Source organism: Pseudoduganella sp. jia 12 (assembly GCF_055502675.1).
Window position 1 is genome coordinate 95,517 of the sequence record NZ_JBUXKP010000003.1, and the last position, 22,793, is coordinate 118,309.

Sequence of the window (22,793 nt, forward strand, 5' to 3'; positions counted from 1 at the left end):
ACGAAGGCACCGTCCCATGTCACGCAACCAGGTCCAATGGAAATGCTCTACGGACGACGCGGGCGCAGCCCCTTGCAGATGTGCGCCAGGCTCTCTTTCCGGAATGGCGCATCGGCCGCATTGTCGCCATAGGCTTCCTGCAAGCTGCTTGAAATCGGCAGCAATGCCGCGCGCGCCGAACTGCGCCCGAGCATGCGGTAGCTTTCGAACTGGTCCTCGTCGAACCACTGGTCGGCCGTCGACTGGTGGGGAAACTCCGGATGCATCTTGCTGTAGTTTACGATGTCGGCATTTTCATCGCCCACGATCATCGGCTTGATGTAGAGCAGCGTCCCCTGCTCCGCCTTGTCGCCGTCCGCCTGCCGGTAGTCGATCGTCCCCGTGATGAACGATACCCGCTGGGCTGTCGCGTCGCCGACCGAGCGGATCTCGGCGACATTGAGCGCGATCCCCACGTTGAAATCGGTCTGGCAGCGCCGGATGGCGTTGCCCAGGTCGCCGAACTGGTAATCCTTGTCGGCGCTCGCATCGATCGCGACGATCAGGCGGCAGCGCCGCCGCACCAGTTCATAGATGCCGAGGTTCTCGAAGTGGCCGCCGTCCGACAGGTACAGGAAGTTCGCCGTCGTATCCGTCATGCCGAACAGTTCCGCCAGGATGCTGAAAATGCCGATGCGCGGCGCCGTGCGCTGCCATGCGTTCCTGCGCGCCGTGTTGGGCGACCACCGTCCCAGCCGCAGGTTGAACAGTGTCATCAGGAAGCTCAGCGGCGGCGACGTGTGATAGCCCATGTTCGGGCTGGCGGCCGCGCCGGAGACCGCCATGGCCATGCCCAGGTGCACACCCGCGTCGTCATCCTTGAAGAACGTGGCGTGGGACGCGTAGTCTTCCGTCGGCCGGTAGGCGCCGCGGGGCGAGCGGCTGCGTGCGCCGTCCGGCGGCATCTGCGGGAATTCATAACCGCAGGACGCCGGCGAGAAGCAGAAGTTGCCGGCCTTGCGCGTCTGCCACGCGAGCTCCTTGCCGCCAACGATATTCACGGCCGCATTGATGAGGTGAAAAGGCCGCTGCACCTCGCCCGTCGGCTTGCCCGCGGCATCCTTCCGTTCGAACTGGTCCGCCAGCTTGCGATCGTCGAGCGGATCGAAGCCGGTAAACGGATGCGGGGCGCGCTTCGGCGTGCTCGCGCCCAGGTAGGCACGCACCAGCCGCAGCCGGTACATCATGTAGAGCGAGAACTTGTTCACGTCCACCCGCCAGCCCAGCACCAGGGCGGTCGCCAGCAGGCCGAGCATCAGCGTAAGCAGCTGCACCTTCATGCCCGCCGTGACACCGGCAAGGTCGAGCGCCCGTGCCGCCGCGATATTGCTGGCGTCGTACTGGAATACATAAGTACCCACGTGTGCCAGTCCGCCTTTGGGAATGAAGGGCTGCGGTGCGACGAGCCATTGCAACAGCGTGGTGATCCCGGCGATGGTGAGGATGGTGAAAGCGTAGGGCGCCACCTGGGCGACCAGCTCCTTGGGCCTGGAGGCGCCGGAGCCGCCGGTGCCGCCGGTACTTTTGCCGCTTCCCGTGCGCAGGCCGACCGCGGTGGCGAGCGCGGTGAGCAATCCGCCGATCGTGGTGGCCTCCAGCGCGTTGCGCCATGCGTAGTCGAGCAGCGCGGGCAGGTAGAACGTGCTGGCGAAGACGGCCAGCCAGGCGATGGCGCCGATGATGGTCCATGCGCCCTGGCGCGCCCACCATTCACGGCTCTGGTCGCGGTAGAGCCGCCCCACCAGGCCGATCATCAGGGTAATGGTGACGCCGAACAGCGCCAGCATGACGGGCATGCCGAACGTGGCCAGCTGCACGGCATTGATGCCCCCCGCGCCGGCGCCGAGGCCTTGCGCCAGCCGGCTCTTCTCCAGCGCGACATACAGCGAAGCGCTTTTCAGCAGCAGCGCACTGCCGACGGCCAGCGCGGTCAGGGCGCTGGCAAAGTGGCCGCTGCCCTGGGTACCGATCTCGAAAATGGACTCGCGTTGCGCCTGCGTCCCGCAGCGCCGGGCTGTCCGCGCGTTCAGCCACTGCGCCAGGCACCACCCGGCCGCCCACGCGCCGAAGTACAGCAAGCCGGGCACGGCGAACATCAGGTAGGCGCTGCTCCAGAGGGTGGCGGGCAGGCCATCCCAGAAGCCGGCCAGCGTGCGCCGGTGAGCCCACACCGCGACCGCCCCGGTGAACCCCGCGAACATCAATGGCAGGCAGATGCCGAGCAGGACGGCGGACTGGCTCTGCGACGCCAGGCCGCGCCAGGGCAGCTTGCCGCGCCGGGAAATGCTCATGGCGATGGCGAACACGACCCACAGGAACGATACGATCGCCGCCCAGCACCATGCGGATGCCCGGGCCGCTTCCGCATTCGGCGGAACGATGTGCAGCACCAGGCGCGGCAGCAGGAAGATTAGCCCGAGCCAGGCAAAGAGCATCGTCATGTTCAGCCCCGTATTGCGGCAATAGGTGGCGATGACCGTCCAGGTATCGGCGCTGAACAGGCCCGTCTTCGGCGTGAGGTAGTTGCTGTAGCGGCGCAGGAACTGCACGGGCCAGGGCTGCCTGCGCGGCAATGACGCATCCGGTTTGCCCCGGAGCCGCTCTTCCACCTCGCGGACGTCGCCGCCAAGTTCGGCGATCCATTTGGACAGCCAGCCACCGATATAGCCGCCGCCCGATACGGTGGAAAGATAGTCGACATGGCGCAGCAGCTTCATCTCCGCCAGCGCCTGCAGCACGCCCAGGTTGAACGTGGCGCTGCGGATCCCGCCGCCGGACAGCGCCAGGCCGGACAGGCAGGCTTCGTGCGCTTCCCGGTTCACCGCGTCCGGGCTGGCCGGGCGATACGCCGCCGGTTTCTTGCCACCCAGCGCATCGAGCTCGAACTGGAAGGCTTCGCTGAAGGTGTAGCCGGCCAGTTCCGACGCCGCCCGCCACTCGTCGCCCTCCGCCACGCCATGTGCCTTGCGGAACCGCTCCAGGGCCTTCTCCAGGCCATCGGCGCAGTCGATATCGAGATTCTCCAGCTTGCGCTGCAAATCCGCCTGGCAGTCATCGGGTCTTGCGGGTTGGTCGGACATGGGAGCCTCCTCGATACGCCACGTTGCACTATCCTGCGGCCGGGATGGTTCCGGCGCGGACAGGCGCCGTGGAACGCTGGTGGGTCAGTTCCCGGACAAGGCCGGGAGTGCGGTCGGCGCGACGAAACCCGGGCACTCGCCGCCTTGCACGGAGCGGTCCTTCGATCCCGCGGCAACGGGCGCGAGGATCTGGCTGGAAATGAAATCGACCGTGAATTCGCGGAAGCTGTCGTTCCAGAAATCGTTATGATCCGAAATCAGTTCAGGCCCGGCCTGGATGACGAGATAGGGCATCCGTTCGGGGGCGGCGTTCGATGTCTTCACCAGCTGGAAGCGGCCGACCGGCGTGGCTTGCCGCGCATTCGGGCGCGCGGCCGCTTCGGCGCGGTCCCGCTGGTCTTCCGCGGTGGACAGCGGCACTGTCGACCCGGCGGGGCGTTCCATCAGCACGTGCGTTCGGTAGCGGTCCAGGTGGCCGACGGTGTGCATGACCGTTTCGCGCTCGCCCTCCTGCGGGGCCGACTGGAACAGGGTGTACAGGCGCCCCGCCGGGAAGGCGACCCTGGTGGCGGCATCCGCGGTCGACGTCACGATTGCCATCACGGGCTTTTGCCACTGCGAATAGCAGCCGCGCAGGCTGGCGGCACGCCAGATCGGTTCGTACGACGCGCCCTCGAACGCGGGATTGACCAGCAGGACGAAGTCGCCGAAGCTCTTCGCCATGCGGTACTGCCCTTCCCTGTTGATCTGCAGTCCGCGCGCCAGGATGTCCGAATACAGCGCGTGATAGGTGATCAGCCCGCCGAAGCTGTGGCCGACGAACACCAGCTGCGTTTCGTGGCTTTCCGCCAGCTCGTCCGGCGACTCCCAGCCATTTGCAACCACCCGGAACTGGTTCAATTCGATGAACAGCTGCTTCACGGAGCGGGCCCCGACCCGTTCGGCGGCATTCTTCCGGGTCCAGAACGTGAGGTTGTCGAGATAGGCCACCGGGATGGAACTGCCGCGCCATCCGACATAGACACCGACCACGGTGCGCGGGCCGTTCGCGCGATGGGCCGCGCGCTCGATCCCGGCCAGGGACGCGAGCAGCTTGCGGAAATTGGCGAGGTTGGGGTCGCCCTCGCCCGCGTTGTGCTTCCAGCCATGCGTGTACGTGACGATCAGCATGGCCTTGCCGTCGTCCTTGAGCGCACGCAGTTTCGTGAACAGCGCCTGCCGTTGCCGCACATCGTGGAACCAGCCCTGGTCGTCGAATTCCACGTGCGCCAGCACATAGGCGGGCCCGCCGGCTTGCCCGGCGCCCCCCGCGTCTTCGACGGATGCCGAGATCGAGCCTTCCGGCCCGTTCCGGAACGGCCGGTCGGCGACGCAGCCCGCCAGCATGCCGGCAAGGAGCACAGGCATGGCGACACGGCGAAGGCGCCCAGCCAGCACCTGCAGCGCCTGGAGCGCCGGACCAATCCCGTGCTTCTTCATGTGTGCCTCCCGCTGCCCGCCGGCAGAGCCGATGCGCTACGCTTTTCGCTGACTTTTCCTCTGCTACCCAGTAGAAGATAGCCGAAGCGGGCGGGACAATCCAAACGATATTTCGCCGGGATTTTTTCCCGTCGCCAGGAAAGCAACGGTGGCCAGAAGCCGTGATCCGGCATGAAAACGCGGGCGCCCAGCAAGCATCCGCGCCTGCGGCTCATCGGGCGACGAATGGTGACAACTGCGGGACAAATGACGACAGACGTGCCTCGAATGCCGGCGCAGCATGGACGCTGGACGGCGGTCGAATCGCCATCGCGCAGCAACGCACTCGCGCCAGGCGCTCAGCGCATGGCCGGCCTGGTGCGCCTGGTGCGGGTCGCCAGCCAGCACAGGATCGCGCCGCCACTCACCATGGCCGAGCCTTGCCAGAAGGCCAGCGACAGCGGTGCCTGGAGCAGCAGCGACGACAGCGCTGCGGAAAACACGGGAATGAAATATGACGCGCCGGCCAGGATCGTGACGTTGCCGTGCAGGATGCCCACGTTCCAGGCGCCGTAGCCGAAGCCCATGGCGCCCGCGGCCAATACGAGATAGACGATGGCCTCGGCGCCCAGTTCCATGCGGCCGCCGCCTTCGAGCAGGTACTTGACCCACAGCGTTGCGGCCACGAGGATGAAGAACAGCGTCACGCCGTTCTTGCCCCCGGCGATGCGCGCCGTCACCGTGCAATAGCCGGCCCAGATCAGGGCACCGGCAAAGGCCAGGCCATAGCTGAACGGATTGTCGCGCACGTTCGCCAGCATGCCGGCCGGATCGAAGCCCTGCTCACCGCCCAGCACCCGGCAGATGCCGGCGATCGACAGCAAGAACCCCGGCACGATCAGGAAGTTGGTTCGCTGGCGGTTGAACAGGATGGCGGCAACGATCGTGAAAGTGGGCCACAGGTAGTTGACCATGCCGACTTCGATGGCTTGCCGGGCCGTGTTGGCATGGCCGATCGACAGCGCCAGGCACAGCTCGTAGACCACGAACAGCAGGCTGCCCCACACCAGGTAGCGCCGCGGGAATTCCCCGGGCTTGACCCAGCCCACGGACAGCAGCAGGAAGACCGATGCGACGCTGTACATCATTGCCGCGCCGCCCGTGGGCCCCAGGTGGTCGCTGACGCTGCGGATCAGGCCGACGATGGCGCTCCACAGCAGGACGGCCGTCAATCCGATCAGGGTGGCCTTGTTCGTGTTTTTCATGGTGGTGCCGATCGCGCCTGTTGGCGCCCGTTTTCATTCCAGCAGGGTGACCGCACGCCCGGGCTTGTACACGGCCGCAGGAACTGGACCGCATGCTTCCGTCGGACGCGCAGGTCGTCCGTTTGAGGACCGGGCCAGACCATACAACGGGGCGTTGGCGAAAGCAACCGCTTCAGCACGATACTGCCATCGCCGCCAGCGCGGCGCTTCTCGAAGAGCAGTTCTCCGGATTGACGGCCCCCTCGCGAGGATACAAAACGAGCGCCGCAATCCGTTGCCGACTGTAGCGCTCACCAATTCGCCCGTCCAATGCATTGGACAGGCCTCCCGCCACCCCGTCCAAGTTCTTGGACACCATCTCGCGCTCCGGCGAAAAATCCATAGCTAGAACAAACACTTAGCATTTCAATCAGTTTGGCATAGCGCTTGCTATCAAAGAGCCACCCGCGGTGGCCTGCCGCGGTTTCTAAAAACGGAGACTGCAATGCAGAAAAAGCGCCCCCTGACTCTATACATCCTGATCGCGATGCTGCTCGGCATCGCCGTCGGCTATGCCTGCCACACCGTCTTCCCCGACAAGGGAATGACCGCCGCAATCTCGGGCCACATTTCGCTGGTAACGGATATCTTCCTGCGCCTGATCAAGATGATCATCGCGCTGCTGGTGTTTTCCACGCTGACCGTGGGCATCGCCAACCTGGCGGACGGCAAGGCCGCCGGCCGCATCGGCGCCAAGGCGTTCGGCTGGTTCCTCATCGCCTCGCTGGTCTCGCTGGCGCTGGGCATGGCGTTGTCGAACCTGCTGCAGCTCGGCACGAACCTCGGCTTGCCGCTGCCGGCCGCCGACGCCACCACCGGCCTGAAAACGGCCGCCTTCACGCTGAAGGACTTCATCACGCACGTGGTGCCCAAGTCGCCGATCGAGGCGATGGCCAACAACGAGATCCTGCAGGTGCTGGTGTTCTCGATCTTCTTCGGCTCCGCGCTGGGCGCGCTCGGTGATTCCGGCAAGCGCCTGGTGGGCGTGGTGGACGAACTGGCGCAGGTGATGCTGCGCATTACCGGCACCATCATGACCATGGCGCCGCTGGCCGTGTTCGCCGCCATGGCATCGGTCGTGACCACGAATGGCCTGGGCATCCTGGCCACGTTCGCCAAGTTCATGGGCGGCTTCTACCTGGGCCTGCTGTGCCTGTGGCTGCTGCTGATCGGCGCGGGGTTCCTGGCGCTGGGCCCGCGCGTGTTCCGCCTCGTCGGCCTGATCCGCGAACCGTTCCTGCTGGCCTTCTCCACCGCCAGCTCGGAAGCCGCGTATCCGAAGCTGCTGGTCGCGCTGGACAAGTTCGGCGTGGAGCGCCGCATCTCCAGCTTCGTGCTGCCGATGGGCTATTCGTTCAACCTGGACGGCTCGATGATGTACTGCACCTTCGCCGTGCTGTTCATCGCCCAGGCCTACGGCATCGACCTGTCGGTGGGCACGCAGATCACCATGCTGCTGCTGCTGATGCTGACCTCCAAGGGCATGGCCGGCGTGCCGCGGGCATCGCTGGTGGTGATCGCCGCCACGCTCACGCAGTTCAACATTCCCGAGGCCGGCCTGCTGCTGCTGATGGGCGTCGACCAGTTCCTGGACATGGGCCGCTCGGCCACGAATGCCGTCGGCAACGCCGTGGCCACCGCCGTGGTGGCCAAGTGGGAAGGCGCGCTGGAAGACCCGGCACAGGAAGGCAAGGAGAAACGCGACCAGACCCGCGGCATCCACGCCGCCTGAACCAACCAATAACAACAGGAGACTCCATGAAACATGCAGTAACCGCCGCGCTGGCACTGGCCTGCGCGGCCGCCCACGTCCCGGCCCACGCACAGAGCCAGGTAAAGGTCTACGGTGTGCTCGATGCCGGCCTCGTGAAGGAATACGGCACCCCCGACGGCAGCAGCACGGGCCTTTCCGGCGGCGTCGCCTCCGGTTCCCGGCTGGGCTTCAAGGGCACGGAAGACCTGGGCGGCGGCCTGTCCGCCAACTTCGTGGTGGAGAGCGGCTTCAACCTCGACACCGGCACGTCCGGCCAGGGCGGCGTGCTGTTCGGTCGCCAGGCCTGGGTGGGCCTTTCCGGCGCGTTCGGCAGCGTGAGCGCCGGCCGCCAGCTGTCGCCCTACTACAAGGCGCTGCGCGACGTGGCCGATCCGTTCTGCGACGGCCTGGCCGGGCAGGCCATGAACATCATTTCGGGGTTCCGCCGCATGGACAATTCGGTGGTGTACGCCACGCCGAAGGTGGCCGGCTGGTCGGCAGACATGGCCTACGGCGCGGGCGAGGTGGCGGGCGACGCCACCCGCAAGCGCGTGATCAGCGCCTCGCTGAGCTATGCGCCCGGCGCGCTGGCCGTGGTGCTGGCCCACCACCGCCGCGAAGACGCGCTGCTGCCCGAGCACGCGAAGAACACGCTGCTGGCGGCGCGCTACACGCTGGGCGCCATCACCGCGCACGCGGCTTACGTGCGTGCCCGCGCCGTGGGCGGCGACAGCAGCCGCGACGCCCTGCTCGGCATGACCTGGACGGGCGGCCCGCACCGCGTGCTGCTGTCCGCCGTGCGGCACGACGACGGCGCGGCGGCACGGCGCGATGCGCGCCAGTTCGGCGTGGGCTACCTGTACGCGCTGTCGCGCCGCACCGACGTGTACGCGGCCTACGGCCATATCGACAACGACAACGGCGCCGCGTTCAAGGTGGGCAATGCCACCGACGACGGCCGCGGCAATGCCGCCCTCAACCTCGGCCTGCGCCACACGTTCTAAGCCGCCCGGGGCACCGGTTTGCTATAGTGGCCGCGATGTCAGCCCCGTCCGAAACCATTGCCAGCCAGGCCCGCGAGGCACCCGCCTCGCGGCCGGCCGCGCCACGCCCGCGCCGGCGTCGTCTCGTGCGCCTGGCGTGGTGCGCGGTGCTGGCGGGCGGGCTGGCGCTGGCCTATGCCGCCTACTGGTGGACCGAGGAAGTGAGCACGGAAAAGCTGCGCGCGGCAGGCGCCCAGCGCCTCGAAGTGTATGCGGCCAGCCTGGAAAACCTGCTCGACAAATACGACTTCCTGCCCCACATGCTGGAGCTGGACAAGGACGTGCTGGCCCTGCTCGAGCAGCCGGCCGACGGCGCGCGCCGGCAGGAGGTGAACAATTACCTGGAGCGCCTGTCCAGGCAGGCCGGCTCGCGCATCATCTATATCGTCGACCTGAAGGGCCGCACGCTGGCGGCCAGCAACTGGCGCCAGAAAGGCAGCTTCGTGGGCGACGACATCGGCTTCCGGCCCTACCTGCAGAACGCGCTGCGCAGCCGCCCGAGCGGCTTCTACGGCGTGGGCACCACGAGCGGCGAGCCTGGCTACTTCTACGCGCGCGGCGTGCACCGCAACGGCCGCATGCTGGGCGTGGCCGTCGTGAAGGTGAACATCGAAGAGCAGGAACGCGGCTGGGTGCAAGGCACGGACAAGGTGATGCTGGCGGACGCGAACGGCGTGCTGTTCCTGTCGTCGGCACCGGACTGGAAGTACCGCACGCTGCGGCCGCTGTCCGCCGCCGTGCGTGCCCGCCTCGAACAGACGCGCCAGTATCACGGCCTGCCGCTGCCGCCATTGCACATTGCCCGTGAAGAGGCGCGCGGCGACGGCACGCGCGTGGTGGCCATCGGCGAGCCCGACGGCCCCGCTGCCGGTGCCGGCACAGGGGCTGGAAACGCGCAGCGCCTGCTGTTGCAGACGCGCTCGCTGGCGCCACGCGACTGGACGTTCATCTACCTCTCGGACCTGGGACAGGTGCAGGCCAGCGCCCGCGCCGCCGCGCTGTTCGCCTGCGTGGCCTATGGCTTCCTGGTGCTGCTCATCCTGTACGTGCGGCAGCGCCTGAAGGCCAAGGCGCAACTGCTTCACGCCAACAACAACCTGGAACTGATGGTCGCGGAACGCACCGCGCGGCTGGAGCGCACCACGCAGAGCCTGATCGACGAGATGGCGGTGCGGCGCCAGGCCGAGCAGCAATTGCACCGCACGCAGAACGAGCTGTACCAGGCCGGCAAGATGGCGGTGCTGGGACAGATGTCGGCCAGCATCACGCATGAACTGAACCAGCCGCTGACGGCGCTGCGCACGATGGCCGACAATGCCGTGCTGCTGTTCGAGCGGGGCCGCATGGACGAGCGCGGCAGAACCTGGCGAAGATCTCGCAGATCGTGGCGCGCATGGGCGGCATCACGGGCAAGCTGAAGAGCTTTGCGCGCAAGTCCAGCGCCGGGCTGGCGCCCGCGTCCGTGCACACCGCGGTGTCGAATGCGCTGGTGCTGGTGGAACGCCGCCTGGAGCTGGACAAGGTGGCGTTCACGCTCGACATCCCCCAGGCCGACATCTATGCGCTGTGCGACAGCAACCGGCTGGAACAGGTGCTGCTGAACCTGATGAGCAATGCGCTCGACGCGCTGGGCACGCTGGCGCGCGGCGCGCCCCGCGCACTGGCCGTGAGCGTGGCGGAATCGCCCGGGTCGGTGCTGATCCGCGTTGCCGACAATGGCCCCGGCCTGTCGGACGAGGCGCGCAGTCACCTGTTCGAGCCGTTCTATACCACCAAGCCGCAGGGCGAAGGCCTCGGGCTGGGCCTGGCGATCTCGGAGCAGATCATCCGGGACTTCGGCGGCAGCCTGCGCGCCGAGTCGGCCGATACCGGCGCATGCTTCGTCATCGAACTCAAACCCGCATCGGTCAAACATGATGGATGAGATAAAAAACAATGTGATGGAGACGGCGATGGAAGTGATCCTCGTCGAGGACGATGCCGCCGTGCGCGAGGGCAGCGCCCAGGCGCTGGACCTGGCCGGCTTTGCCGTGCGCGCCTTCGACAGCGCCGAGCCGGCGCGCGACCTGCTGCACCCGCATTGCCCCGCGGTGCTGGTGAGCGACGTGCGCCTGCCCGGCATGAGCGGCCTGGAACTGCTGGCCGCCGCGCGCGCCATCGATCCCGGCCTGCCGGTGATCCTGGTGACGGGGCACGGCGACATCGCCATGGCGGTGCAGGCGATGCACGACGGTGCCTACGATTTCATTGAAAAGCCCTACTCGTCCGCGCAACTGGCCGACGTGGTGCGGCGCGCGGCCGACAAGCGCCGCCTGCAGCTGGAAGTGCGCGCGCTGCGCGAGCGCCTGGCGCACAGCCAGGGCATCGATGCCGCGCTGCTGGGCAACGCGCCCGCCATGCGCGAGCTGCGCCGCCAGATCCTGGAAGTGGCCAGCCAGCCCGCCGACGTGCTGGTCTACGGCGAGACGGGCACCGGCAAGGAGCTGGTGGCGCGCTGCCTGCACGAGTTCAGCGAGCGGGCGCGGCACCACTACGTGGCCGTCAATTGCGGGGCGATACCGGAAACGATCTTCGAAAGCGAATTGTTCGGCCACGAGGCCGGCGCGTTCACGGGCGCGGCGAAGCGCCAGGTGGGCAAGATCGAGCACGCGTCGAAAGGCACGCTGTTCCTGGACGAGATCGAGAGCCTGCCGCTGGCCATGCAGGTCAAGCTGCTGCGCGTGCTGCAGGAACGCTACATCGAGCGACTGGGCTCGGTGCAGCCGTTGCCGGTGGACGTGCGCGTGATCGCCGCGTCGAAGGCGGATTTGCAGGAACTGGTGAAGACAGGCGAATTCCGCGCCGACATGTACTACCGGCTGAACCTCATCGTGCTGCGCATTCCGCCTCTGCGCGAGCGGCGCGAGGACATTCCACTGCTGTTCGAGCACTTCATGCTGGATGCCGCCAGCCGCTACGGCAAACCCGCCCCCACGGTACCCGCCGCGCACATGCAGGCGCTGATGCGGCATGACTGGCCAGGGAACGTGCGCGAGCTGCGCAACGCCGCCGACCGCTATGTGCTGGGCCTGGGCGGCGCCCTGCCCGGCGCTGCCGGCGCCCTCGCCTCGCCCGATACCGCCGATCCGCCATCGGCGTCGCTGGCGGACCAGGTCAGCGCCTTCGAACGGTCGCTCATCGAGCTCGCGTTGCGCGATGCCGGCGGCAATGTCAGCGCGGCTTGCACGGCCCTGGCGCTGCCCAAGCAGACCATGTATCACAAGATGCAGAAATATGGGCTGGTGGCGGAGGATTATCGGTAGTTACGGGTATAGATGCGATTTGGTGATGTGGCAGACCGGCTGCCGGCAGTCCGCCACGCAAGCCTGGGCAATGCAGGTTCGATTCGACTACCGAACCAAGGTTTGGTCAGGCAAAGCCGCCGGCTAAACGTCGGCGCCGAACTGCGCTGCAGACGAGTCCGAGACCGGCAATCAGCATTGCCCAGGATTCCGGTTCTGGAACTGGCGCCGGGGAGAGGATGACGTTGTCGATGGCAAATTCAGGGAACGCTTGCCCACCCACGATCGTCAAGGACGAAATGTTGACGAAGTCGCTGAATGCATGAGTCGAGAAGGTTTCACCCTGGTCTGCTTCCAGGGAGATCGTGGTCGTCACGACGCCATTCACGCCCATCGCGGTCAGCGTCAGCGTAAGGGGTTCGCCGTCTCCGGTAAAAGTCTTGGCGACATCCAGCGATGTCAGGGAGAACAGGCCCTTGTTCTCGCGATCGATCGTGACACTGCTCTCGTTGAAAAGATAAAAAGCGGTCGTGCCATTGGACGCGCACGCGGGACTGCACTGTCCCAAGTGGTCCGCAGGATCATCGAGAAGATAGAATCCGAATATGCTGACCGGGGAGTACGTTACGTTGAACCCGTCTTCCACAAAGCTGTACGTCGAGAAGCCGTAACCGCCGTCCTGCGACTCGAAGTCGAGCGTCTCCGCGGTTGCGGAACTTGCCAGGATGGCGGTGGCGATTGCCAGCAATACTTTTCGGATCATTTCAGTTCCTCATGAGGTAATGGGTGGCTTAACTTACCGCACAAGGCCGAGTTTTGTAATCAGCCGGATGAAAGATTTACAACTTTTCCTGCATGCCGGCTATTGCATGGAACTGAATGTCTTGCGCCAGTCGCTGGGGCTGACCTGGAACCGCCGCTTGAAGTGCTGGCGGAATGAGGTCGGCGTCTGGAATCCCGCCAACCCCGCAATCCTGTCGATCGACAGCGATGTGCTTTCCAGAAGTTCGCGCGTCAGGCGGAGGCGTTCATTGACCAGCCAGTCGACCAGCGTCATGCCGGTTGCCTTGCTGAAGTGGCGGGTAAAGGTGCGGCGGCTCATGGCGATGCGCTCGGCCAAGTCGTCGATGCTGTGTGTGCGGTCGAGGTTGTTGCGCAGATAGTCGAGCAGGATATTGAGCTGCGCATCCTGGGTGGACGCGGCGACCGGTTGCTCGATGAACTGGGCCTGGCCGCCTTCGCGGTGAGGCGGGATGACCATGGTGCGCGCCACCTTGTTGGCGATGCGGGCACCGTAGTATTCGCGCACCAGGTAGAGGCAACAATCGAGTCCGGCGCCGGTGCCCGCCGAGGTGATCAGCTTGTCCTCGTCGACATACAGCGCATTCATGTCGAGCTTGATACGCGGGAAGCGTCGGGAGAAATCCTGCTCCGCCATCCAGTGCGTGGATGCCCGCTTGCCGTCGAGCAGGCCGGCATACGCCAGCGGATAGGCGCCATAACATAGCCCGACCACGTGCGCTCCCCTGGCGTGGGCTCGCGTCAATACGCCCACCAGATCGTCAGCCGGACGGGCGTCCAGGTCGTGCCACCCGGGCACCACCAGGATATCCGCCGTTTCCGCCATTTCCAGCCCGCCATCGGGATCCACCGTCAAGGCACGCTCGGCGCGCAGCGACCCCGCACCCGACGAGACGATGCGCAGATCGAACAGCGGTGCTTCAGGCTGTCCGGCGCCAAATACCAGGTAAGGCACCGAGAAGTGAAACGGACTGAAATCGGCATAGAGGATGAGGGCAACGACGGGAGGCTTCTTTTGCATGGTGGTCGAATGATAGACGGTTTTGGCCCAAAAGTTTCGATAGTTGGCATCCGGGTCGATTTCACATTCGCACCGCCCACGCCACAATGCGGCCTGTCGATACTCATTACGGGAGCAACACAATGAAAAACCTCAACATCCTGGTCGTCGTCATGGCACTGGCTGCCGGCAATGTGGCAGGCACCGCCCACGCCGCCACTGGCGTCGCCACTGCCAAGGCATCGGTCCAGGTACAGCAGATCCGCAATGCCACGGCCAAGATCACATACGCCGGCAAGACCTTCCTGGTCGATCCTTTCCTGGCAAAGAAAGGAACCTACCCCGGCTTCCCAGGCACCTTCCACAGCGAGGTGCGCAACCCCACAGTCGAGTTACCACTGCCCGTGAAGGACATCATGAGCGGCGTGGACGCGGTGATCGTCACCCATACCCACCTCGACCATTGGGACGGCGGCGACCACCAGTTCATCCCGAAAGCGATGCCGCTGTTTGTCCAGCATGAAGCCGACGCCAGGGTGATCCGCGGCCAGGGTTATACCGATGTCCGCGTCATGACCGACAGCACCGAGTTCGAGGGCGTGCGCCTGACCAGAACGGGTGGCCGGCACGGTACCGAACAGATGTACGGCGCCAAGCCGCTGGGCGACCTGCTGGGCGAGGCAATGGGCGTCGTGTTCCAGGCACCGGGCGCCAAGACCGTCTATATCGTGGGCGACACGGTATGGAACGCAACAGTCGATGGCACGCTGGCCAGGTTCAAGCCCGACGTGGTCATCCTCAACGCGGGCGACGCGCGCATTCCGGGCTACACCGGCGCCATCATCATGGGCAAGGACGACGTGCTGCACGCCTGGCAGGCCATGCCCCACGCGACCATCATCGCCACCCACATGGATGCCATCAACCACATGACGCTGAGCCGCAAGGAACTGCGCGACCACGTGAAAGAGCACAAGATCGGCGACCGCGTGCGCATTCCTGCCGATGGCGAGATATTGAAGTTCTGAGAGCCGGTTTCCTTGGACGCCGAATCCCGGGGCGGATCAGCCCAGTCGGAAGCGGAGCCATTGTCCGCCACGGGCGCATGTGGAACCGCATCGGGAAGTCCCGGATAAAACAGCGTGTTCCCTGGCCGGTCAAACCACGGCAGCACCGAACGACTCGGGCCGCCGGGCAAGCAGATGCGACAGTCGTTGCAGCCCCGCCTGCAGGCGCCCCCGGTCCCTGATGCTGCCCAACGAGATGCGGATGGCATTCACCGAACCGCTGCCGGTGGCAAAGGCCTCCGCCGGCGTGACTGCGATGCCCTCACCTTCAGCCTCACGCGCCAGCTGCGACGAGTTCCAGTAAGCCGGCAACTCGAGCCAGACATGCAGCCCATCCCCAGCGCCGCTGTACCGCCCCGCCAGGATATTGCGCGCCATCCGGTGGCGCAGGCGCGCCTCGCTGCGTACGCCTTCCATCAACCGGCAGGCCGAACCGTCGAGGATCCACTGGGTGGCCAGTGCGGCCGTCAGCGGCGCGACCATCAGGGCGAACGACCGTTGTGCGGCCAGGAAGCGTTCGCGATCGTGCGGGTCGCGCAGGAGCACGAAGGCGACCCGCAAGCCCGGCGTCAGGCATTTCGACAGCGTCGAAATGTAGACCGCCTGGTCCGGGGCGAACGTGGCAATGGGCGGCGGCGGGGCATCGGCAAGGAGCCAGTAGGGATCGTCCTCGACGATGCGTACGTTGCAACGCTTCGCGATGCCGGCGAGCTCCCTGCGCCGGCGTTCCGGCATGGTGATGGCGGTCGGGTTCTGCAGTGTCGGATTGAGGTAGACCAGCGCGGGCTGGTGCTGGCGGCACGCCTGCTCGAGCATCCCGGGCACCATGCCATGCCTGTCCGCTTCCACCGCAACGATGCGCCGGCCGAACTGGGTCGCCGCCGCACGCAAGCCGGGATACGTCGCTGGCTCCGCCAGGATGACATCGCCAGGCGCCGTCAGCGCCAGGATCAACGCGGCGATCGCTGCCTGCGCACCCGGGCAGACGACGACGTGCCCCGGATCCAGTTGGCCAAACATCGGCTCGAGCCACCTGGCGCCAGCCTTGCGTTCGGAGTCGCTGCCTCCGCCCAGGTGGTAAGTCATCAGCAACGCCGTGTCCGCCCGCATCAGCACCTGGGACAAGCCCTGTTTCAGCATGTCGTCGAAGTCCACGCCATCGGGCGGTGGCGGGGTATTCATGCTCAGGTCGAGGATCGAGGTCAATTCGACTTTCGGCGCCGCGACATACGTGCCCCGGGCGCCGCGGCCCTCCAGCAGGTTGCGGTGGCGGGCTTCGTCGTAGGCACGCGTGATCGTCGTCAGGTCGACGTCCAGCTGCGCCGCCAACCGGCGCTGCGGAGGCAGGCGGTCGCCCGGCTTCAGCGAACCGTCTTCCACCGCCGCCTGCAACGCATCGGCGATTTGCAGGAAACGTGGCCCTTTGTTCCCGGCCAGTCGCGGCAACCAGATGGGCAAATCGTCATCTTGTATGGTTTTCAACTGGGACATTTTGTCTCGATGTATGGATATTGCTTTCGCGTAGTATGCCTCGGAACGACCCTGCACGGCGTTTCGAGGTAGTGTTCCCCGAAGCGGATCGTGTCAAGTCATAGCCTGGATACTCAATCATGGAATGGTTCCCTGTAGTTGCCTTTACCTTCAAGGTGCTCGTGCTCGGCATAGGCATGTTCTTCGCCGTCAAATGGCATTACGACCAGGGGAAGAAGAAAAACAAGACGGAAGAGGAGATGCGCGCCGTGCTGCGCACGGCCGGCAAGGTGGCCGCGATCTTCGTGCTGTTGCTGCTGGGGCTGGGGCTTGTCGCCTTCGCCCTTCTCAGGATGCTCGGGAACGACTTGAACTTCCCGTGATGGCAAAGCATCGCCGGACAGTATCGAGCTGACCTTCAGCGCCGAAGCTCGGCCATGATCCGCTCGGCCAGGAAATCGCACGGCGGCCGCTTCGACTTGGCGCTGCGCGCCAGGATGACTTCCAGCGCGTCGATCTCCGGCAAGCCCTGCCCTTGCCCGAGCAGGGTGAAGTGCCGTGGCACCGCGCATTGCGCAAGGGGCGCCACGGCGAGGCCCGCTTCCACCATGCTGAGCAACCCCATCAGGCTCGGGCTTTCGAACGACGTGCGGTAGCCGATCTTCGCCCGTTCCAGGCTGCGGATGGCGTTTTCGCGCGCCACGCTGCCGGGCAGGAAGACGGCGATCGGCAGCGGCCTTTCGCGCCAGATGCCCTCCGCGCCGGGCGCCGCCGCCCACACCATCGGTTCGAAGCGCACGAACTCTCCCGACAGGCCCTTCACGCGCGTGGCGCAGACCAGGTCGACCGAGCCATCCTTCACCATCGGTGCAAGCGCCACGCTGGGCAGTCCGACCACCTGGATCTCGACCTTCGGATACGTGGCGGAAAACTTCTTCAGGATCGACGGGAACAGCGACGAAGCATAGTCGTCCGGCACGCCGATGACGACGCGGCCCGTGATGTCGGGCCGCACCACTGCTGCCCACGCCTCGTCGCGCAGCGCCAGCATGCGCCGCGCATAGGTGAGCAGCACTTCGCCGTCCTGCGTGGGCGTGACGCTGCGCGGCCGGCGCACGAACAGCGGCTTGCCCAGCGCCGCCTCGAGCGTCTTGATCTGCATGCTCACCGCCGATTGCGAGCGGTGCACGACTTCGGCCGCGCGGCTGATGTTGCCGGTATCGGCGACGGCGACGATCATCGCCAGGACATCGAGGTCGAGTGCTTTCATGAGGTCTTTATTCGAAGATATCGGTATCAGAAAACCTGATAGCCACCTTCAATATTATGCGATTTTCTTGAAGATGTGCGTGGTGCATAGTATTGGAAAGGAGCCCACCCATGAACGCACGAACCAACCTGCCAGGTCTTTCCACCCCCGAGGTGTACTTCGCCACGCTGCCGTCCGGCACGCGGGTGCCGTACGTGGCCAGCGGCTACGGCGAACCATTGGTGTTCATTCACGGCTCGCTGTGCGACTACCGCTACTGGAATGCGCAGGCAGCCGCGCTGTCGAAACGGTTCTTCTGCATGGCGGTGAGCCTGAGCCACTACTGGCCGGACGACCAGGACCGCATGCCCGGCGAATTCGGCTGGCGCACGCATGTCGAGGAGCTTGCCGACTTCATCGCCATGATGGGCACGGGCCCCGTGCACCTGGTGGGCCATTCGCGCGGTGGCTGCGTGGCCTTCCAGCTGGCGCGCGAGTATCCGCACCTGGTCAAGTCGCTGACGCTTGCCGATCCGGGCGGGCCGCTGCAGGTCGATGGCACTGCCGAAGCGCAGATGCCGGCAGCGACGATCGCCGTGCGCGCACAGGTGGCGGAACTGATCGAGGCGGGCGAGATCGACGCGGGGCTCGAACTGTTCGTCGATTCCGTCAGCATGCCCGGTGCCTGGCGCAAGAGCCCTTCGGGCTTCCGCACGATGGCGATCGACAATGCCTCCACGCTGCCCAAGCAGTTCCGCGACCCGCTGCCGGCCTACACGCAGTCCGCCGCCGCCAGCCTGCGCTGCAGGGTGCTCCTGATCGAAGGCGAGCGCAGTCCGCGCATGTATCGCGACAATGTCGCAAAGCTCATGGAATGGTGCGGGCGCGCCGGGAAGCACACCATTGCGGGCGCATCGCATGGCATGGTGGCCACGCATCCGGCGGCGTTCAGCCGGCTCGTGCAGGGATTCGTCGAAGCCTGAAAGCCGGGGCCACCCGCGCAGCGCGCGAACCGCCCCGTCCATCCCCCGATTGCGGGTTGCCCTTTCGCTCCCACATCCGTAATCTTTCGTCCACAGGAACCTGCCACCTGCATCATCGTGGCAGATTGCTGCTTCCCTTAACGCCCACGGCATTCCGGCCGCCCCCTCACAGCGGGTAACATCAGGTCGAGGAAACGAAAACGTTTTCTAACTTTCCGATAATACACCGTTATTGTGGCGGTGGGAATCGTTTCCAATCGTGTTAGTACCGCATACAACAGTCAGTCTGCTTTAGGTTAATCGTTTACCCGTTCCAGTTGACTTCGCCCCGTCCCCTGCCTACGATCGATGCATCAGAAGAACGTACAGGAGACAATCACCATGGTTTATTCCCCGCTTACCGGCACGTTCGCCAGGGCCCTGCAAGCCATCGGGCTTGCCTTGCCGCTCATCGGCATGGCAGGCGCGGCGACAGCAGAACAGCCAGCCGACGAGTTTGTCGGCGCTACCATCGCGGCCGCGTCCAACCGCTACGGCGCGCTGCTGGCGAACGTGCAGCAGAAGCCCGGCCTCCCCCGCACGGTGGAAAACAACGAAGTGCGCCTCGTCGACGTGAAAGACTGGACCGCGGGCTTCTTCCCCGGCTCGCTGTGGTACCTGCACGAAGCGACCGGCGAAGCCAGGTGGCGCACCGCCGCCATCGACTACACGGCCCGCACGGCACCGGCGAAATTCGACAAGACGCAGCACGACCTGGGTTTCATGCTGGGTGCCGGCTATGGCAACGGCTATCGCCTTACCGGCGATCCTGCGTACCGCGATGCCCTGCTCGCCGGGGCGACCACGCTCATCACCCGCTTCAATCCGAAGGTGGGCAGCATCCAGTCGTGGGACTTGTGGAAGGACAGCACGTGGGCCTTCCCCGTCATCATCGACAATATGATGAACCTGGAGCTGCTGACGTGGGCGTCCCGGGCGGCGAACGAACCGCATTACCGCGACATCGCCATCGCGCATGCCGATACGACGCTGAAAAACCATTTCCGCCCCGATCATTCCAGCTACCACCTGGTCGACTACGATCCGCAGAGCGGCGCCGTGCGCAATCGCGTTACGGTGCAGGGCAAGGCGGACACCTCGGCGTGGGCGCGCGGCCAGGCCTGGGGACTGTACGGCTACACGATGATGTACCGTGAAACCCGCAAGGAAGCGTATCTGCAACAGGCGCACCGCATCGCCGCGTTCATCATGAACCACCCGCGCCTGCCGGCGGACAAGGTACCTTACTGGGACTTCGACGACCCGGCGATCCCGAACGCGCCGCGCGACAGTTCCGCGGCCGCCATCACCAGCTCCGCCTTGCTGGAGCTGGCACGCTTTGCCGACAAAGGCATGGCGCAACGGTACCGCGCGTTCGCCGAAGCCCAGCTGCGCAGCCTCGCCTCCGCCGCCTACTTCGCGGCGCCCGGCGAAAACGGCGGCTTCCTCCTCAAGCATGCCACCGGCCACAAACCGGCCGGCAAGGAGATCGACGTGCCGCTCAACTACGCCGACTACTACTTTCTCGAAGCACTGCTGCGCCTGAAGGCCGCATCGGCCAGCAACTGACGGATCGCGCCGGAGCACGGGATCGGCTGGCGCGGCAGCACCGCGCCACCGCTACCCGCGCCTGGCTGTTTTCATCAAAAACACAAGGAGACGAAACATGAACAAGACCAGGCATACGGGTGCGGCCGTGAAACCGCTGGCCGCGGTGGTGGCCCTCGCCCTCGCACAATGGACATTGCCCGGCCGTGCACAGGAAGGCGCGGAAGCGCAGCCGGATCCGAACCGGCTGCAGTCCGTCGTCGTGACGGCCAATAAACGCGTCGAAAAACTCGAGAGCGTGCCGATGGCCATTTCCGTGCTGTCGGAGGAAGAACTGCAGCGCAACAACGTGCGTGAAATCGAGGATGTCGTCGCCCTCACCCCGTCGCTGAGCCAGGCATCCGGCACGACCGCGGCCAACAATGCGCTGTTCATGCGCGGCATCGGCACCGTGTCCGTCGGCATCGGCGTGGAGTCGGACGTGTCGGTGATCATCGACGATATCCCGATCGCCGTGCAATTCCAGGCATTCCGTGACCTGGCCGACGTGGCCCGTGTCGAAGTGCTGAAGGGCCCGCAGAGCACGCTGTTCGGCAAGTCGGCCGTGGCCGGCGCCATCAACATCGTGACGAAGCCGATCAGCGGGCCGGTCGTGTACCGGGGCAGCGCCTACTACACGAACGACCACGAATGGCGGCTGGCCGCTTCCGTGGGCGGGCGCATGACCGACACATTCGGCATGCGCATCGCCGTCAACAAGAGCGACATGCCCGGCAACTTCACGAACCTGACCACCGGCGAAAAGGTCAACGGCTCGTCGGGCAAGACCATGATGGCGAAGTTCACGTGGACGCCGATCCCGAACCTGGACATCGACTTCATGCCGCAATATAACGAACAGTCGAACACGCGCGGTGTCACGGCCGTCAATGCGTTCTACCGCACGACCGGGTCGGCCGCCGAGGGCAACCTGACCCGCGTTCCGGTGGACCTGTCGACCGCCTACATGAACGGCAATCCGCAACTGCCGGCCAGCCTGGTACTGGCCGGCATCGATCCGACCAATCCGAACAACCGCTCCGTGCGGCGCGACTTCCCCACCGGGATCAGTTCGAGGACGACCGGCACGGGCCTCAAGCTGTCGTACACGCTGCCCAACGATGCGATCCTGATGTCGATCTCGTCGTACCAGCGCTACAAGGCGAACGACTCGCGCGACCAGGACTTCACGGACGTGCCGACGATCGCCCGCCCCGGCGAGACCCGGTTCACGGTCGGCAACGGCCAGTTCGGCTCCTACGACATCCGCTCGAAGACGCAGGAGTTCCGCCTTGTATCGCCGGACGCGGGCAGCCTGCGCTACGTAGCCGGCCTGTGGTGGGCGAGGAACGAGATCGACCGCCACTTCATCCGCGGCTTCTGCGTGGCGCCCGCACGGTGCGCCGCCAACTCGCCTTCGAGCCCGACGAACTACTACACCGATATCTACAACGTGAACAAGGCGGTATTCGGCCAGGGCACGTGGGATTTCGCGCCCACCTGGACGCTCGTTGCCGGCGTGCGCCGCAACCTGGAGGAATCGGGCTTCAACTACGAACGCAGCTTCTATACCGACCAGCTGGACCGCTCCACGTTCGTGCCCGGCCCCGTGGGCGTGGACGTGTTCAGCAGCAGCGGCAACGAGGACTGGGCCACGACCGGCAAGTTGAGCATCCAGAAGCAGGTCACCGCCGACGTGATGGTGTATGCCATGACGGCCACGGGCCACAAGGGCAAGGCCTACGATGTGACGAGCGGCCTGCGTGCTTCCGCCGCCTTCCCCGTGGACCCGGAAACGAGCCGCACCTATGAACTGGGCACGAAGGCCAACCTGTTCAACAACCGGCTGTCGGTCGCGGCCACGGTCTACAAGACGGATTTCAAGCACTACCAGCAGAACACCTCGTTCGTTCTGCCCGACGACCCCACGATCTACACGCAGCTCAATTCGATCCCGAAGATCCGCACGAAGGGCTTTGAAATCGATGCGAACATGCTGCTGTCGTCCGCCTGGTCGGTCAACGCCGCCGTGGCCTACACGCGGCCGGGCATCGTCGACTGGAAGAACGGCCCGTGCTACCAGGACAACACGAACCCGGCGATCGGCGGCACCGGCCTGGGCGAAGGCGGCTCGCTGGGCGGCTGGAACCGCCAGTGCTTCCCGATCCGCGCCGGCGCCACGACGGGCATCCAGGACCTGTCCGGCGGCGTGTTCCCCGGCACGCCGAAGGTCAAGGTCAACATCGGCAGCAACTACGAGATGCGGCTGGCCGCCATTCCCTACCGCCTGTTCGTGAACGGCAACGTGCGCTACCAGAGCGATTACCAGACCAACATCAACAACGATCCGCGCTCCGTCAACGACAGCTACACGATCGCCGACCTGGGCTTCGGCATCCGCGAGGACAAGGACCGCTGGCGCCTGAGCTTCCGGGTCAACAACCTGTTCGACCGGTTCTACATTCCGAACGCGAACGCCAGCGGGCCGGGCTTCCGCGCCGGCCCCACGTCGACGTCGCCGAACATCACGGTCGACAGCTGGGTGCCGCCCCGTGACGTGTTCCGCTACTTCAGCGCCAGGCTGGATGTGAAATTCTGAAGACCGGGCGGCCGTCCGGCCGCCCGCTTTTTATCCTGAC

At 65.6% G+C, this 22,793-nt stretch carries 17 protein-coding genes; 10 read left to right on the forward strand and 7 right to left on the reverse strand.

All coding sequences use genetic code 11. From position 1 onward, the window contains the following. Positions 1–47: 47 nt before the first annotated feature. The 3 genes from ACY65G_RS06495 to yddG form a co-directional block, all read right to left on the reverse strand. Positions 48–3,119, reverse strand: a complete 3,072-nt coding sequence (locus ACY65G_RS06495; protein ID WP_464996550.1) for a patatin-like phospholipase family protein — start codon at positions 3,117–3,119, stop codon at positions 48–50. 84 nt (positions 3,120–3,203) lie between these two features. Next, complete coding sequence (locus ACY65G_RS06500; protein ID WP_464996551.1) at positions 3,204–4,598, reverse strand: hypothetical protein; 1,395 nt, start codon at positions 4,596–4,598, stop codon at positions 3,204–3,206. 338 nt (positions 4,599–4,936) lie between these two features. After that, positions 4,937–5,842 carry an aromatic amino acid DMT transporter YddG gene (gene yddG / locus ACY65G_RS06505; RefSeq protein WP_464996552.1) on the reverse strand — a complete coding sequence of 302 codons (906 nt, stop codon included), beginning with the start codon at positions 5,840–5,842 and terminating at the stop codon, positions 4,937–4,939. Between the two features lie 484 nt (positions 5,843–6,326). Here yddG and ACY65G_RS06510 point away from each other — a divergent pair, with 484 nt between their 5' ends. From ACY65G_RS06510 to ACY65G_RS06530, 5 genes are read left to right on the forward strand one after another with little or no spacing between them, the layout of a single operon-like run. Further along, complete coding sequence (locus tag ACY65G_RS06510; protein ID WP_464996553.1) at positions 6,327–7,613, forward strand: dicarboxylate/amino acid:cation symporter; 1,287 nt, start codon at positions 6,327–6,329, stop codon at positions 7,611–7,613. A gap of 26 nt (positions 7,614–7,639) precedes the next feature. Continuing rightward, on the forward strand, positions 7,640–8,638 hold the full coding sequence (locus tag ACY65G_RS06515; protein WP_464996554.1) for a porin: 999 nt from the start codon (positions 7,640–7,642) through the stop codon (positions 8,636–8,638). Positions 8,639–8,673: 35 nt separating this feature from the next. Further along, entirely contained in the window at positions 8,674–10,095 is a 1,422-nt protein-coding gene (locus ACY65G_RS06520; protein ID WP_464996555.1) for a cache domain-containing protein, read from the forward strand. After that, the gene (locus tag ACY65G_RS06525; RefSeq protein ID WP_464996556.1) at positions 10,071–10,601 is read left to right on the forward strand and encodes a sensor histidine kinase; all 531 of its coding nucleotides are present in this window, start codon (positions 10,071–10,073) and stop codon (positions 10,599–10,601) included. Before ACY65G_RS06520 ends, ACY65G_RS06525 begins: the two co-directional genes overlap by 25 nt. 28 nt (positions 10,602–10,629) lie before the next feature. Further along, the gene (locus ACY65G_RS06530) at positions 10,630–11,979 is read left to right on the forward strand and encodes a sigma-54-dependent transcriptional regulator (RefSeq protein ID WP_464996557.1); all 1,350 of its coding nucleotides are present in this window, start codon (positions 10,630–10,632) and stop codon (positions 11,977–11,979) included. A 106-nt stretch (positions 11,980–12,085) separates the two neighbouring features. Here ACY65G_RS06530 and ACY65G_RS06535 read toward each other — a convergent pair whose 3' ends face one another. Both ACY65G_RS06535 and ACY65G_RS06540 read right to left on the reverse strand, forming a co-directional pair. Next, positions 12,086–12,721, reverse strand: a complete 636-nt coding sequence (locus tag ACY65G_RS06535; RefSeq protein ID WP_464996558.1) for a PEPxxWA-CTERM sorting domain-containing protein — start codon at positions 12,719–12,721, stop codon at positions 12,086–12,088. A 99-nt stretch (positions 12,722–12,820) separates the two neighbouring features. Continuing rightward, complete coding sequence (locus ACY65G_RS06540) at positions 12,821–13,780, reverse strand: GlxA family transcriptional regulator (protein WP_464996559.1); 960 nt, start codon at positions 13,778–13,780, stop codon at positions 12,821–12,823. 122 nt (positions 13,781–13,902) lie between these two features. Here ACY65G_RS06540 and ACY65G_RS06545 point away from each other — a divergent pair, with 122 nt between their 5' ends. Beyond that, a complete protein-coding gene (locus tag ACY65G_RS06545) occupies positions 13,903–14,787 on the forward strand; it encodes an MBL fold metallo-hydrolase (RefSeq protein WP_464996560.1) in 885 nt (294 codons plus the stop codon). Positions 14,788–14,916: 129 nt separating this feature from the next. Here the strand turns inward: ACY65G_RS06545 and ACY65G_RS06550 are convergent, their stop codons facing one another. Then, positions 14,917–16,317, reverse strand: coding sequence for an aminotransferase-like domain-containing protein (locus tag ACY65G_RS06550; protein ID WP_464996561.1), 1,401 nt, complete (start codon positions 16,315–16,317; stop codon positions 14,917–14,919). 119 nt (positions 16,318–16,436) lie between these two features. Here ACY65G_RS06550 and ACY65G_RS06555 point away from each other — a divergent pair, with 119 nt between their 5' ends. After that, on the forward strand, positions 16,437–16,679 hold the full coding sequence (locus ACY65G_RS06555; protein ID WP_464996562.1) for a hypothetical protein: 243 nt from the start codon (positions 16,437–16,439) through the stop codon (positions 16,677–16,679). Between the two features lie 35 nt (positions 16,680–16,714). Here ACY65G_RS06555 and ACY65G_RS06560 read toward each other — a convergent pair whose 3' ends face one another. After that, a complete protein-coding gene (locus ACY65G_RS06560) occupies positions 16,715–17,566 on the reverse strand; it encodes a LysR family transcriptional regulator (RefSeq protein ID WP_464996563.1) in 852 nt (283 codons plus the stop codon). Positions 17,567–17,676: 110 nt separating this feature from the next. Here ACY65G_RS06560 and ACY65G_RS06565 point away from each other — a divergent pair, with 110 nt between their 5' ends. The 3 genes from ACY65G_RS06565 (at position 17,677) to ACY65G_RS06575 (ending at position 22,753) form a co-directional block, all read left to right on the forward strand. Continuing rightward, positions 17,677–18,528, forward strand: coding sequence for an alpha/beta fold hydrolase (locus tag ACY65G_RS06565; RefSeq protein ID WP_464996564.1), 852 nt, complete (start codon positions 17,677–17,679; stop codon positions 18,526–18,528). A 381-nt stretch (positions 18,529–18,909) separates the two neighbouring features. After that, the gene (locus ACY65G_RS06570; protein WP_464996565.1) at positions 18,910–20,136 is read left to right on the forward strand and encodes a glycoside hydrolase family 88 protein; all 1,227 of its coding nucleotides are present in this window, start codon (positions 18,910–18,912) and stop codon (positions 20,134–20,136) included. 97 nt (positions 20,137–20,233) lie between these two features. Further along, the gene (locus ACY65G_RS06575; RefSeq protein WP_464996566.1) at positions 20,234–22,753 is read left to right on the forward strand and encodes a TonB-dependent receptor; all 2,520 of its coding nucleotides are present in this window, start codon (positions 20,234–20,236) and stop codon (positions 22,751–22,753) included. Positions 22,754–22,793 lie beyond the last annotated feature (40 nt).